Here is a 12,923-nt window from a genome sequence, read left to right as displayed (position 1 = left end):
CCTGGGCGGTCAGTAGGTCTGGCGCAGCAGACGGCGGATGGCGAGCATGCCGAGGAGTCCGGCGACAAAGAGCAGGACGCCGGCGGCCTGGCTGTAGCCGAGGTCGGACTGGACGAACGCCTTGTTGTAGACGAGGAACGACAGGTTGGTGGTGGCGTTGCCCGGACCGCCCTGGGTCAGCAGCAGCACGTTCTGCGCGGAGGAGAAGAGGATCCACAGGAACTGGAGCATGGTGACCACGCCCACGTAGTCCTTGGTGATGGGGAAGGCGATGCCCCACATCCGGCGCCAGTGGCCGCTGCCGTCGAGTTCGGCCGCCTCGTAGACCTCGCCGGGAACGCTGCCGAGCCGGGCGGCGAAGAGGACGGCGGTGAAGCCGATCCCGTTCCACAGGTCGATGGCCATGATGCAGGCCAGCGCGGTCTCGGTGTCGGCGAGCCAGGCGCGGCCGAGGGAGCCGAGGCCGACGCCGTCGAGCATGCCGTTGAGCAGCCCGTTGGGGGCCAGCACGCTGTAGGCCATCATCGCCTTCGCCGAGGCGGAGATCAGCGCCGGCGTGAAGAGCACCACCCGCAGCACCCGGTGGCCCCGGGGCTTCAACGTGAGGTAGTAGCCCACCATGAACGCCGCGACGACCATGACGGGGAGGACGACGCCGATCTGGATGGCGCTGTTCCGCACGGCCTGCCAGAAGAGCGGATCACCCCAAACGATGCGGAAGTTCTCGAAGCCGGCCCAGGAGCGTGGCGCCAGCATGCCGGGCCAACTGAGGCCGCTGATATAGAACATGGCCAGCAGCGGGCCCAGCGTGAACAGCAGGTACCAGACGAGCGCCGGGACGGCCAGCAGCGTGACCGGTGAGCCCTCGCGTCGGGATCTGGTCGGCCGCCGGCGGGCGGGCCCTGGCCCGGTCCCGGTGGTCGGGGTGGAGGAGTGCACCGTCGTTGTGCCCTTTCCGCTTGGGATGGCCGGCGGCCGGCCGGGTGGCCGGGTGTGGTTCCGCCTGTGCCGTGGTGGGTGCCGTCAGCTCCGGTAGGCGGTGTCCAGCGCCCGGGCGATGGCGGCGGCGTCGCGTCCCGGGGTGAAGGCGAGGCTGGTGGCCCGGATCAGCGGCTGGGAGACGGCCGCCGGCACGAAGAGGTCGGGCAGCACGGCGTAGGCGACCTCGCTCTCGCCCTCGTCGGCCTCGGAGAGCCGCACGGACTCGCCGATCAGCGGGAACTGGGGGCTGTCGACGGCACCCCTGAGCGCCACCACCTGCCCCGCGTCTCGGACGAACCGCTCCGTGCTGGCCTCGCTGTAGAAGTGGGTGACGAAGCGGCGGACCAGATCGATCTTCCGTTCGCCGTTGGGGCTGATCCAGATGCCCGTGGAGGTGTAGCCGCGCAGGGCGGTGGGCCGGTCGTAGACGCTGTCGGCCGGCACCGGCCAGCCGCCCAGCTCGGTGACCTCGACCACCTCGGGCGGCACGCTGGCCAGGGTGCCGGAGATGACGGACACCATCGGGGCCTGGCCGTTGTAGAAGTCGGTGTTCATGGAGTCGGCGTTGAGGCCCTGGGCCCCGTCGAAGAAGACGCCGGCGTCGCGCAGTTCGACGAAGTGTTCCAGGCCGCGCAGCGCGTCGGGGTCGTCGGCGTAACCGGCCTCGCGGAAGAGGCGTTCGGCGCTCTCCGGCGGCAGATACGCCTGCATCACCTGCATCAGCAGCTTCTGGCCCGACCAGTCGTTGCCCCCGATGGCGACCAGCCCCTTGGCGCCGGCGGCGCGGACCAGGTCGGCGGCCTCGATCAGATCGTCGGCGGTGCGCGGGCGTTCGGTGACGCCGGCGTCCGCCAGCAGCCGGGTGTTGTAGGCGACCGGCCAGGTGAACCCCGTCCAGGGGAAGCCCATCAGCCGGCCGTCGGCGTCCGTCCACTCGGTCAGGGCCTGCGGGATGATCCGGCCCGCCAGGTCCCAGTCGTCCAGGTAGCGGGTGACGGGGACGGTGGCGCCGAGTTCGATCCAGGAGAGCGACTTCTCCGCGAGGTTGACCAGGACGACATCGGCCTCCTTGCCGGCCAGTCGCGCCGTCTCATAGACGTTGATCAGATCGGTGCCGCCGCTGACCAGGTTCTTGATGCGGCTGCCCGGGTTCGCCCGCTCGAAGTCGTCGCAGACCGTCTCGTAGACCTCGGAGTCGTCCGAGCCGGCCGTGAACATGCTGTGCACCACAAGGGTGTCGGGGTCGTCGTTGCCCGGATCGAGCGCCCCGCAGGCGGTCAACGCAGGAGGGGCGAGAGCGGCCGAAACCGCGCCCGCGAGCAGGGTTCTGCGACGCATGGGCACCTCTTCAGATCGCTGGTGGAACGGTTTAGCGGATCATAGGTAGACGCCCATCAAGCGTCAACGCCTTGCACAACATGGCTGGTGGCGATCCATTTCACCGCGCGGGCACCCTTGCGGGCCGGTTTAGTGGAACGGTATACCTGGTGATGGCCACGGGACTTCGCGCCCGTTTGTTCTCGGCTGGCTGGAAATAGATCCAGTGGTCCGGCCGGGACCCCGCCTCGACCTCAGGAGAATCTCCCCCGCATGTACAACGTGATCGACTACGGCGCCGTGGGTGACGGCACCACCAACGACACCGGAGCCATCCAGGCCGCCATCGACGCCTGCGCGCGGGCCGGCGGCGGACGCGTCGTGCTGCCGGGCGGGCATGTGTTCCGCGCGGGCACCGTGACGCTCCGCTCGCACGTGGACTTCCATGTGGAGCACGGCGCCACCCTCGCCGGCAGCCCCGACTTCGAGGACTACACCGTGCGCTTCGGCGGCGTGGTGCTCAACGACGGCAACACCCAGTGGGGCGAGGAGCCCACCACGGTGCTGCTCAACGCGGAGAACGCGGAGAACATCGCGGTGACGGGCGCCGGCACCATCGACGGCGCCGGCCGGCACTTCGTGCTCTCCGACAACGGCTACATCTACACGATGGACCAGCGCCGCCCGTTCACCGTCTACTTCCGCGACTGCCGCAACGTCACCTTCCGCGACGTCTCCATCGTGGACGGCGCGGTGTGGACCCTGCGGCTGTCGCTCTGCGACGACGTGCTGATCCACGGCATCCGCATCCACAACGACCTCAAGACCCCCAACAGCGACGCGATCGACCTCGACTGCTGCCGCCGGGTGCGGATCAGCGACTGCGACATCGTCGCCGGCGACGACGCGATCTGCCTGAAGACCTGCCTCGAACACACCGGAACGGTCACCGACCGGGTGCCCGTGTGCGAGGACGTGACGGTCACCGGCTGCACCATCACCACCACCTCCAGCGCGCTGATCCTGGGCGTGGAGGCGCAGACCCCGATCCGCAACGTGGTGTTCTCCTCCTGTGTGATCAGGCAGAGCGCGCGGGGGCTGGCCGTCCGGCTCGGCGAGGGCGGCGATATCGAGAACGTGCTCTTCAGCGACATCGTGGTGGAGACCCGCTTCTTCCACGAGGGCTGGTGGGGCCGGGGCGAGCCGATCGCCATCATGGCCGTCCCGTGGCGGGACCGCTGCGGCACCATCCGCAACGTGCGGGTGCGCAATGTGCTGTGCCGCTCCGAGAACGGGGTGCTGGTCTACGCCCAACAGCCCGGCACCATCAAGGGGTTGGTGTTGGACGGCGTGCGTGTCGAGATCGACCGCTGGAGCCGGTGGGAGGGCGGCCACGCCGACCTCAGGCCGCGCCGCGCGGAGGACTTCCCGAAGATGCCCACGGACGGCTTCCATCTGGAGAACGTCGAGGACGTGCAGCTGCGGGACTGCGAGGTGGTGTGGGCCGCGCGCCCCGAGGACGGGCGGCACGCGCTCTACGCGGAGAACTGCTCGGGCCTGACCAACCGCGACTTCCGCGGCGAGGCCGCCCACCCGGAACGCGGTCAGGAGCCGGTGGTCCTCACCTGATCCGAAGGGAGCGAAGCCGGCGGGGTCGGGGTGCGCCGAACGGGTGGGGCGGTCGTTCGGTGGCCCTGTCGGCTTCTCCGCTCCGGGTGGACCGCGTATCCAGGAACCCGGACCGGCGGCCCCCGAGGGAGTTTCCATGGCGCAGGACCGGGAGAATCCCGATGTCCCCTTCACCTCGCTGCTCGATCTGCCGCTGTCTTCGGATCTCGGCCGGGTCAGCGACCGGCTGGACGCCCTGGCCCGCGCGCAGGACAGCCTTCAGGGACTGCTGGACGCCGTGCTGGGCATCAGCGGCGAGCTGGAGCTGCCGGCGGTGCTGCGACGGATCGTCAGCACGGCGATGGAGCTGGTGGGTGCCCGCTACGGGGCGCTCGGGGTGTTGGACGAGCGGCGGGACGAGCTGGCGGAGTTCATCCCGCTGGGTCTGACCGCCGCCGAGCTCGCCGCCCTCTCCGGGGTCGAACTACCGCGCGGCCGTGGGCTGTTGGGGCATCTGATCCACCATCCCGAACCGCTCAGGGTGGCGGAGATCCCCGACCATCCCGAGTCGGCTGGCTTTCCGCCGGGGCATCCGCCGATGCGTTCGCTGTTGGGCGTCTCCATCCGGGTGCGCGACCAGATCTACGGCAATCTCTATCTCTGCGACCGGCACGACGACCGCCCGTTCGACGAGCACGACGAGCGGGTGATCCGCGCGCTGGCGGGGACGGCCGGGGTCGCCATCGAGCACGCCAGGCTCTACCAGCAGGTGCGCAGCGGCGCCGAGACCTTCCAACGGATGCTGCTGCCCCGGCTGTTGGACCTGCGCCCGCTCTCCGCCGCGACGATCTACCGGCCGGCCAACGAGCCGGGCCATCTGGGCGGCGACTGGTACGACGCGCTGCCGCTGCCCGGCGGCGCCTTTGTCGCGGTGATCGGCGATGTGGTGGGGCACGACATCGAGGCGGCGGCGACCATGTCGCAGATCCGCAACATGCTGCGGGCGTTGGGGCTGAGCGGGGAGACCTCGCCCAGTGGGGTACTCACCCAGCTGGACCGGATCCTGGCCACGGTGGACGAGGCGGTGTTCACCACCGCCTGTCTGGCGCGGTTGGAGCCGGCCGGCGGCGACTGGTCGATGCGGTGGACCAACGCGGGCCATCCGCCGCCGCTGCTGCTGCCCCCCGAGGGCCCGCCCCGGTTCCTGGGCGAGGAGCCGGGGATTCCGTTGGGGGTCGATCCGGGGTTCCCCCGTCCCGAGCACGCCGTCCGGCTGCCGGCGGGGAGCCGGCTGCTGCTGTACACGGACGGCCTGGTGGAGGAGACGGACCAGCCGTTGGACCACGGGATGGCGGCGCTGGCGCGCACCGCCGGGGCCTGTGCCGGCCACTCGTTGGAGGAGCTGTGCGAGGCGCTGGTCACCGAGCGCGCGGCGAGCACGGCGGACGATATCGCGATCCTGGCGCTGGCCGTCCCGTCGGACGGGCGCTAACCGGCCCGCGGCGGCCGGTGGACGAAGCCGGCGAGGGGGGCGACCTCGGCCCAGTCCAGGGTGCGGTAGAGGGCGCGGCCCTCGACGGTGGCGGACAGTACGCCGGTGTGCGCGCCCCGGTCGAGGGCGGCGTCGCCCAGCGCGCCCATGACCAGGCGGCCCAGGCCCCGGCGGCGGTACGCGGGCTGGGTCTGGATCCGGTCCATGACCACATGCGGCCCGGTCACCACGCACTGCCCGGCGGCGGCGAGTGTTCCGTCGTCGGCCAGCAGGCGCACCCGGGTGACGCCGTCGTCGGTGGCGGACGACCAGCCGAACCCGTCGGGGGCGGTGGCCCGGGCGGGCCGCAGCCGGGTGGTCATCATCCAGCCGGGGATGTCCCGCACCCAGCCGGTCGGCAGCCAGGAGCCGATCAGCTCGGGGTCGAGGAAGGCCTTGATCCAGATCGCCGGCTCCTCGATGCTCCCGGCCAGGGCGCGGACGGACGCCTCGTCGGTGACCGGCAGCACATGCCGCACCCGCTGCTCGGGGGCGCCGACCGCGAGCCGCAGCCCAAAGCGGTCCTCGACGGCCGGGGGTACGCCGCGCGAGCGGGCCCAGCCGGTGACCCAGACCCTGCCGAGTGCGGACAGATCCATGTGAAGCTCCCGGGAACAGGCACCAACGTAAGAGGTGAACAACGAGGGGGAAGCTTACACACCCCACGCGGAGGAGCGGCCCGGCAGGCCACCGATCGCGGCTTTCGCCACGTTTAGCACCGCTATCGAGGGTTGTTCGCGTTTTGCCCCCGGGGTGGCGGGGAAGCCGGTCGGGAGCGACCAGAAGGGAGGACTGGAGATGACCGACGAGAGCCAGATGGGCGACGAGGTCTACCAGCCGACCGAGTCGGAGACCAGGGACGACCCCTACGAGTTGGATCTGGAGAACAGCCTGGACGGATACGGCGCGGACGCGACCCTGGACGAGGGGTACTCCCCGCCGGAGAAGCCCCTCGCGGTGAACGATCCGGGCACCACGGCGCGCGGCCAGCACGAGGGGCCCACCCTCGACCAGCGCCTCACCGAGGAGATGCCGGACGTCCAGCCGCCCGCCGGGGACGGCATCGGCGATCTGCCAGGCGCCGAGGGCGAGCCGCTGGCCGACGGCGAGGTGGGCGACAAACGAGCCGGCCGTCTGGTGCGGGCGACGGACGAGGCCACGCTCAGCCCCGATCCGGTGGCCGCCGAGGACGCCGGCATCGACGGCGGCGCGGCCTCCGCCGAGGAAGCCGCCGTGCATCTGACGGAACTGGAGGAGCCGCCCGAGGAGTCCGAGCAGTGAACGGACCCCACCGGCGCGTTCCACGATGAACGGGTTGTTTGGCAGTATGTCGCAAGCCACGCCCGTGTCGGCGCCGGCGAGTCCCGAACAACCGATCCGCTCATCGTCCTCAGGGGGGACATGTCCGACCACAATCCCTACCAGCAGCCGAACCCCCAACAGCCCCCCGCGGGCGGGCAGCCAGGGCAGCCTCCCGGTCAGCCCGGCTACGGCTATCCCCAGCAGCCGGCAGGCGGTTACGGCTATCCCCAGGCAGGCGCCTACGGTCAGCCAGGCTACGGCCAGGACCCCAACGCGCCCTACGGGTACGACCCTTACGGTCGCCCCTACTCCCACAAGTCGAAGGTCGTCGCCGGCGTACTCCAGATCCTGCTGGGCGGGCTCGGCGCCGGTCGTTGGTACACCGGGCACCCCGGCATGGCCGTGGCGCAGCTGCTCACCTGCGGTGGGCTCGGCGTCTGGTCCCTGATCGACGGAATCCTCTTCCTCGTGAAGGACGACCGCACCGACGGCGACGGCCGGGTCCTGAAGAACTGACGTCCATGGACCACGGCTCGACCACCGCCACGGTGGCGCGGCGGATACATCCCGCCGCGCCACCGTTGGCGATGGTCGGCGCCGGGCTGGCCGGCGCCGTCTACCTCCGGGGCACCGACCCCTACCAGGGCGGCCAGCTCCTCCCCCGCTGCCCGGTCCACTGGGCCACCGGGCTGCTCTGCCCCGGTTGCGGCGGCACCCGGATGTCCTACGACCTGCTCCATCTGGACCTCGCGGGCGCCTGGGCGGCCAATCCGGTGCTGCTCACCGTCGGCGTCCCGCTGGCCCTCTTCCTCACCGGCCGATGGCTGGTCGCCGGGCTGCGCGGCCGGCGCTACCGGCCGCGGTTCACCCCGGCGGCGACGTTCGCGGTGCTCGCGGTCGCCGTGCTGTGGACGCTGGCCCGCAACCTGCTGGGCTGACCCAGCGCCCCGGGCGGCCTGCGCTTCGTCGCCTGGTTAGCATGGGCGTCGCCATGCACGAGACAGCAGACTTTCCAGACTTTCGCCAGTTCAAGAGCTTTGTCGCCCTGGGCGACTCGTTCACCGAGGGCATGTCCGATGCCCTGCCCGACGGCACCTACCGGGGCTGGGCCGATCTGCTCGCGCACCGCCTCGGCGAGGGGCGTGATGACTTCCAGTACGCCAACCTCGCGGTGCGCGGCAAGCTGATGCGGCAGATCGCCGACGACCAGGTGCCCGTCGCCGCGGCCATGGGCGCCGATCTGGTGACGCTGGTCGGCGGACTGAACGATGTGCTGCGCCCGCGCTGCGATCTGCCCGCCGTCTGCGCGCTGCTGGAGCGCTCCGTGGCCCGGCTGGCGCCCAACTGCCGCCAGCTGGTGCTGATGCGCAGCCCGGGGCGGAACGGCCCGGTGCTGGAGCGCTACCGGCCGAGGATGGAGCAGCTGTTCACGGTGATCGACGAGATCGCCGAACGCCATGGCGCGCTGGTGGTCGACCTCTATGCGGCGCCCTCCCTCGCCGATCCCAGGCTCTGGGCCGACGACCGGCTGCATCTCACCGCCGACGGCCACCGCCGGGTCGCCGAGGCCGTGTGGCAACGGATCGGCGGCGAGCCCACGTTCGCCTGGCAGGAGGCGCCGCCGGCCACCGCGCCCGGCCGCTGGTACGCCAGGCGCGCGGCCGATCTCCGGTTCGCCAGGCGGCATCTGCTGCCCTGGATCGGCCGCCGGCTGACGGGACGCTCGTCCGGCGACGGCCGGCTGGCCAAGCGGCCCGACCTCACGCCGCTGGCCTGGGAGAAGGGGCCGTAGAATCCGGTGACGTGACTGACAAGCCGCGCATTCCGAACGTCCTGGCCGGCCGCTATGCCTCGGCGGAGCTGGCCAGGCTGTGGTCCCCCGAACACAAGATCGTGCTGGAGCGCCGGCTGTGGCTGGCCGTGCTGACCGCCCTGGCCGATCTGGGGGTGGCCGTCCCCCCGGCCGCTGTGGAGGACTACCGGCGGGTGCTGGAGCAGGTGGACCTGGCGTCCATCGCCGAGCGCGAACGGGTCACCCGGCACGATGTGAAGGCCCGCATCGAGGAGTTCAACGCCCTGGCCGGCCATGAGCAGGTGCACAAGGGCATGACCTCCCGCGATCTGACGGAGAACGTCGAGCAGCTGCAGCTGCGGCTCTCCCTCGAACTGGCGCGGGACCGGACGGTGGCGCTGCTGGCCCGTCTCGGGCGGCTGGCCGCCGAGCACGCCACGCTGGTGATGGCCGGCCGCTCGCACAATGTGCCGGCCCAGGCCACCACGCTGGGCAAGCGGTTCGCCTCGGCCGCCGACGAACTCCTGGTGGCGTTCGGCCGCCTTGAGGAGCTGCTGACCCGCTACCCGCTGCGCGGCGTGAAGGGCCCCGTCGGCACCTCGCAGGACATGCTGGACCTGCTCGGCGGCGACGAGCGGAAGCTGGCCGAGCTGGAGGGCCGGGTCGCCGGACATCTGGGCTTCGGCCAGGTCCTCGGCTCGGTCGGCCAGGTCTACCCGAGGTCGCTGGACTACGAAGTGGTCAGCGCCCTGGTGCAGTTGGCCGCCGCCCCCTCGTCGCTGGCCAAGACGATCCGGCTGATGGCCGGGCAGGAGCTGGTGACCGAGGGCTTCCAGCCGGGCCAGGTCGGCTCCTCCGCGATGCCGCACAAGATGAACACCCGCTCCTGCGAGCGGGTCAACGGCCTGGCCGTGGTGCTGCGCGGCTATGCCTCGATGGCCGGCGAACTGGCCGGCGACCAGTGGAACGAGGGCGACGTCTCCTGTTCCGTGGTGCGCCGGGTGGCGCTGCCGGACGCGTTCTTCGCGTTCGACGGGCTCGCCGAGACGATGCTCACGGTGCTGGACGAGTTCGGCGTCTTCCCGCCCGTCGTCGACCGCGAACTGGACCGCTATCTGCCGTTTCTGGCCACCACCAAGGTGCTGATGGCCTCGGTCCTGGCGGGCGTCGGCCGGGAGACGGCGCACGAGGTCATCAAGGAGCACGCGGTGGCGTCCGCGCTGCGGCTGCGGGAGGGCGCCGAACACAATGAGCTGCTGGACCGGCTGGCGGCGGACGAACGGATCCCGCTGGACCGCGCCGGACTGGCCGAGCTGATGGCCGACCGGCTGTCCTTCACCGGTACCGCCGGCGACCAGGTGGCGGCCGTGGTGGCGCGGGTCGACGAGGTGGTGGCACGCTATCCGGCGGCGGCGGGGTACGCGCCGGGGGCGATTCTGTAGAAACGGCGCTACCGGGACAACGGTCGCCCAGGGCGCAGGCGGGAGGCGCGAGTGGGTCAACTGATGGGCGGAGACCCCTCGTTGCTCCGCAGGATCAACTCGGCGGCGGTGCTGCGGGCCCTGCGGGCCGCCGAGCCGGCCTGCTCGCTGACCGATCTGGCCCGGGTCACCGGCCTCTCCCGCCCCACCGTCGAGGGCGTCCTCGACGGCCTGACGCGGGCCGGTCTCGTCGCCGAGACCACAACGGAGGCGGCCCCCGGCACCCGCCGCCTCGGCCGGCCGGCGCGCCGGTTCAGGTTCCGGGCCGAGGCCGGCCGGCTGCTGGGCGTGGAGGTGGGCAGCCGCCGGGTGTCGGCGGTGCTGGCCGATCTGGCCGGCCGCCGTCTCGGCGGGGTGAGCCGCGCCGTCTCCACCCAGGCGTCGGCCGACGACCGACTGGCCCGGGTGACGACGGCCGCCGGGGAACTGCTGGGCCGACACGGCGTCACCGCGCCCACGCTGCGCGCGGTGGCCGTCGGCACGCCGGGCATCGTGGCGGACGACGGCTCCGTCGCCCTGTGCACGGCGCTGCCGGGCTGGACGGGGCTGCCGCTGGGCGAACGGCTCGGCGAGGCGTTCCAGGCCCCCGTGCTGGTGGAGAACGACGCCAACGCGGCGGTGCTGGGCGAGCGTTGGGTGGGCGCGGCGCTGGGCGCCGACGATGTGGTGATGGTGCTGGCCGGGCTGAGCCCGGGCGCGGGCTCGCTGATCGGCGGCCGACTGCACCGGGGCCACGCGGGCGCCGCCGGCGAGATCGGCGCCCTCCACCTGCTGGGCCGGCTGGCCACCCCCGAACGGCTGCTCTCCACGGCCGGCACCCCCGTCGACCCGCTGGACGAACGCGCGGTCGCCCGGGTGCTGGCCCAGGCCAGGGCGGGCGACCCGAGGGCCGGCGACGCGGTGGCCAGGTTCGTCGAACGGCTCACCCACGACGTGACGGCGCTGGTGCTGGCCCTCGACCCCGAGCTGGTGGTGGTGGGCGGCTGGGCCACCGGCCTGGAGGCCGTGGTGGAACCGCTGCGCCGGGAACTGGACCGGCTCTGCCTGCGCCCACCCCGCGTCGTCGCCTCAGCCCTCGGCGCCGCCGCCGTCCCCACCGGCGCGGTCCGCCTGGCCCTCGACCGCCTGGAGGCCGAACTCTTCACGGTGGCCTGACCGGCGATGGCCTGACCGGCCGGGCAGGCAGCGCCCCGCCACGTCCGCACCATGTCTGGCGGGGGGGCTCGGGCGGTGCCCGTACCGGGCCGGCCGGAAGAGGACACGGACGAGGTCCGGGCAACTGACGAAACGGGAGCCGACGCCCGGGCCCGGCCCGGTACCCGGGTACCGGGCCGGCCGGACGAGGTCCGGGCGACTGACGGCGCGTGTCGAATACGGCGCCGCCACGCTGTCCCGGGCACCGATTCACGGGGTGGGGACGAGAAGGGTCTCGAACACCGTCGTCTCACCACCCCGCCCCGGGCACCGATGCGCGGGGCGGGGCGCGGGCGGGCGCGAAGGTCGGGGGCGCCGCCGTCCCGTGCCGGGTACCGAACGACGGGTCCGGGGGCCCCGGGCGACCGACGGGGCGGGGGAAACCGAGTGCCGGGGGCGCCCGCCGGGCGAGGCGGTGGGGCCGAGGCCGACAGGAGATTCGGGTCCGTCCCGGGCAGTACCCGGGGCTCCGGCCGAGCGGGCCGGCGACGGGGACGTTACTTCGTCCACACGCACCGGCGCGCCCGCCGGGCACGCCCCCACGGGGGGACGGCGGCCCTGCGGGCCCAGCGTGCCCCGGCACCGAGAACTCGGCGCCCTACGGGCAACCACCGCCCCGTGCCGGGCCGGCAACAATCTCCGCCCCCACAAACCCTGGCTCGGTACAGGTCCCCGCCCGCACAAACCAGCCCGGGCTCGGGACACGTTCCCGCCCGGGCAAGCCGGCCCGGCCCGGGTGCCCCGGGCGGAGCGCGGCGTGTGTCCGGCGGGCGCGGCCCGCCGTACGCGGCGGCGCGCAGCGCCGGGCGGCTTTCCGTCCGGCGGGAGCTGGTCAGCTGGGGGTGAGGGCCAGGGGTTGGTCGCCGAAGGTGAGGCGGCAGGTGTCGGCGCGGTAGGTGGCTCGGGAGAGGGCCACCACGCGGCCCGCCGTGGTGTAGCGGGTGGTGACCAGCAGCACCGGCGCGCCGGGGAGCCGGTCGAGGCCCCTGGCCTGCTCCGCGTCCGCCGAGCCCAACTCGACGGCGCGGTCCTGCCCTTCGAGGGGCTGGCGGCGCAGCGCGGCCAGCAGTTCGTCGGCCGTCGTGGTCTCGTCCGCCGGCGGCGTGGGCAGCGCGTAGAGCCGTTCCATGGCGACCGGCTGGCCGTCGGCGACCAGATCGCGCAGCACCACGGGCAGCGGGCCGGCGGGGTCGACGCCCAGCGCGTGGGCGACGGCGGGCGGCGGGGGGACGAGGGCCCGGCCGGTGACCGTCCAGGGGTCGTCCTCGGCGCCGGGCCAGGTCTGCCGGGCGGGGCTGACATCCACCCCGACGCGCGGTGGCGCGACCGTGGTGCCGACGCCGCGTCGGCGCTGGAGTCGTCCTTCCAGCTCCAGCTGGTCGAGGGCCTGGCGCAGGGTGGCCCTGGCGACGCCGAAGCGGGCGGCCAGGGTGCGTTCGTCCGGCAGCACCTGCCCGACGCTGAACTCCGCGTCCAGCGCGTCGGTGAGCGCGTTGCGCAGCTGCCAGTGCTTGGGCTCGGCCGGCGGCGCGCCCCGCCGGGACACGACTCGTTGTGTGGCGCCCACCTGTGCCTCCCCTACCCCGCCGCACCGGCCTGACCTGGACCGGGGCTGGGCGTGATCACCGAACACGGTCATTATGAAAGGTTGTTGCGTATCTGGACTGTAGGGTCAGCGCGCACCTTGGTCAAGACCAAGTCCGCCCACTGGCTAGGG

Annotated in this window: 12 protein-coding genes; 8 read left to right on the top strand and 4 right to left on the bottom strand. The window is 72.8% G+C overall.

What is annotated here, in order from left to right; all coding sequences use genetic code 11:
* Positions 1–9: 9 nt before the first annotated feature.
* Together AOM46_RS26990 and AOM46_RS26985 are read right to left on the bottom strand one after the other, a co-directional pair.
* On the bottom strand, positions 10–939 hold the full coding sequence (locus AOM46_RS26990; protein ID WP_062216082.1) for a carbohydrate ABC transporter permease: 930 nt from the start codon (positions 937–939) through the stop codon (positions 10–12).
* Positions 940–1,023: 84 nt separating this feature from the next.
* On the bottom strand, positions 1,024–2,319 hold the full coding sequence (locus AOM46_RS26985) for an ABC transporter substrate-binding protein (protein WP_067226606.1): 1,296 nt from the start codon (positions 2,317–2,319) through the stop codon (positions 1,024–1,026).
* A gap of 252 nt (positions 2,320–2,571) precedes the next feature.
* Between AOM46_RS26985 and AOM46_RS26980 the strand changes: the two genes are divergently transcribed.
* Together AOM46_RS26980 and AOM46_RS26975 are read left to right on the top strand one after the other, a co-directional pair.
* A complete protein-coding gene (locus tag AOM46_RS26980; RefSeq protein ID WP_062216078.1) occupies positions 2,572–3,927 on the top strand; it encodes a glycoside hydrolase family 28 protein in 1,356 nt (451 codons plus the stop codon).
* A 136-nt stretch (positions 3,928–4,063) separates the two neighbouring features.
* Positions 4,064–5,398 carry a PP2C family protein-serine/threonine phosphatase gene (locus AOM46_RS26975; protein WP_062216076.1) on the top strand — a complete coding sequence of 445 codons (1,335 nt, stop codon included), beginning with the start codon at positions 4,064–4,066 and terminating at the stop codon, positions 5,396–5,398.
* Here AOM46_RS26975 and AOM46_RS26970 read toward each other — a convergent pair.
* On the bottom strand, positions 5,395–6,036 hold the full coding sequence (locus AOM46_RS26970) for a GNAT family N-acetyltransferase (RefSeq protein ID WP_062216075.1): 642 nt from the start codon (positions 6,034–6,036) through the stop codon (positions 5,395–5,397). The genes AOM46_RS26975 and AOM46_RS26970 overlap by 4 nt on opposite strands.
* Positions 6,037–6,235: 199 nt before the next feature.
* Between AOM46_RS26970 and AOM46_RS26965 the strand changes: the two genes are divergently transcribed.
* The 6 genes from AOM46_RS26965 (at position 6,236) to AOM46_RS26940 (ending at position 11,167) form a co-directional block, all read left to right on the top strand.
* Positions 6,236–6,718, top strand: coding sequence for a DUF5709 domain-containing protein (locus AOM46_RS26965; protein WP_062216072.1), 483 nt, complete (start codon positions 6,236–6,238; stop codon positions 6,716–6,718).
* Positions 6,719–6,838: 120 nt separating this feature from the next.
* Entirely contained in the window at positions 6,839–7,255 is a 417-nt protein-coding gene (locus AOM46_RS26960) for a TM2 domain-containing protein (RefSeq protein ID WP_062216070.1), read from the top strand.
* 5 nt (positions 7,256–7,260) lie between these two features.
* The gene (locus AOM46_RS26955) at positions 7,261–7,677 is read left to right on the top strand and encodes a DUF2752 domain-containing protein (protein ID WP_062216068.1); all 417 of its coding nucleotides are present in this window, start codon (positions 7,261–7,263) and stop codon (positions 7,675–7,677) included.
* Between the two features lie 53 nt (positions 7,678–7,730).
* Complete coding sequence (locus AOM46_RS26950) at positions 7,731–8,531, top strand: SGNH/GDSL hydrolase family protein (RefSeq protein ID WP_062216304.1); 801 nt, start codon at positions 7,731–7,733, stop codon at positions 8,529–8,531.
* Positions 8,532–8,542: 11 nt separating this feature from the next.
* A complete protein-coding gene (gene purB, locus AOM46_RS26945; RefSeq protein ID WP_062216066.1) occupies positions 8,543–9,973 on the top strand; it encodes an adenylosuccinate lyase in 1,431 nt (476 codons plus the stop codon).
* A 51-nt stretch (positions 9,974–10,024) separates the two neighbouring features.
* Positions 10,025–11,167, top strand: a complete 1,143-nt coding sequence (locus AOM46_RS26940) for an ROK family protein (RefSeq protein WP_062216064.1) — start codon at positions 10,025–10,027, stop codon at positions 11,165–11,167.
* A gap of 871 nt (positions 11,168–12,038) precedes the next feature.
* Here the strand turns inward: AOM46_RS26940 and AOM46_RS26935 are convergent.
* Positions 12,039–12,752 carry a GntR family transcriptional regulator gene (locus AOM46_RS26935; RefSeq protein ID WP_062216062.1) on the bottom strand — a complete coding sequence of 238 codons (714 nt, stop codon included), beginning with the start codon at positions 12,750–12,752 and terminating at the stop codon, positions 12,039–12,041.
* Positions 12,753–12,923: the final 171 nt, after the last annotated feature.

Origin of the sequence: Streptomyces sp. NBRC 109706 (assembly GCF_000974485.1) — a bacterium.
Taxonomy (GTDB): domain Bacteria; phylum Actinomycetota; class Actinomycetes; order Streptomycetales; family Streptomycetaceae; genus Streptomyces.
This window is presented reverse-complemented; position numbering and strand designations above follow the sequence as displayed.

Coding starts and splice junctions, on each gene's coding strand:
- AOM46_RS26985 (WP_067226606.1), bottom strand. CDS start 2,319: ATGCGTCGCAGAACCCTGCTCGCGGGCGCGGTTTCGGCCGCTCTCGCC.
- AOM46_RS26965 (WP_062216072.1), top strand. CDS start 6,236: ATGACCGACGAGAGCCAGATGGGCGACGAGGTCTACCAGCCGACCGAG.
- AOM46_RS26960 (WP_062216070.1), top strand. CDS start 6,839: ATGTCCGACCACAATCCCTACCAGCAGCCGAACCCCCAACAGCCCCCC.
- AOM46_RS26975 (WP_062216076.1), top strand. CDS start 4,064: ATGGCGCAGGACCGGGAGAATCCCGATGTCCCCTTCACCTCGCTGCTC.
- AOM46_RS26955 (WP_062216068.1), top strand. CDS start 7,261: ATGGACCACGGCTCGACCACCGCCACGGTGGCGCGGCGGATACATCCC.
- AOM46_RS26970 (WP_062216075.1), bottom strand. CDS start 6,036: ATGGATCTGTCCGCACTCGGCAGGGTCTGGGTCACCGGCTGGGCCCGC.
- AOM46_RS26980 (WP_062216078.1), top strand. CDS start 2,572: ATGTACAACGTGATCGACTACGGCGCCGTGGGTGACGGCACCACCAAC.
- AOM46_RS26950 (WP_062216304.1), top strand. CDS start 7,731: ATGCACGAGACAGCAGACTTTCCAGACTTTCGCCAGTTCAAGAGCTTT.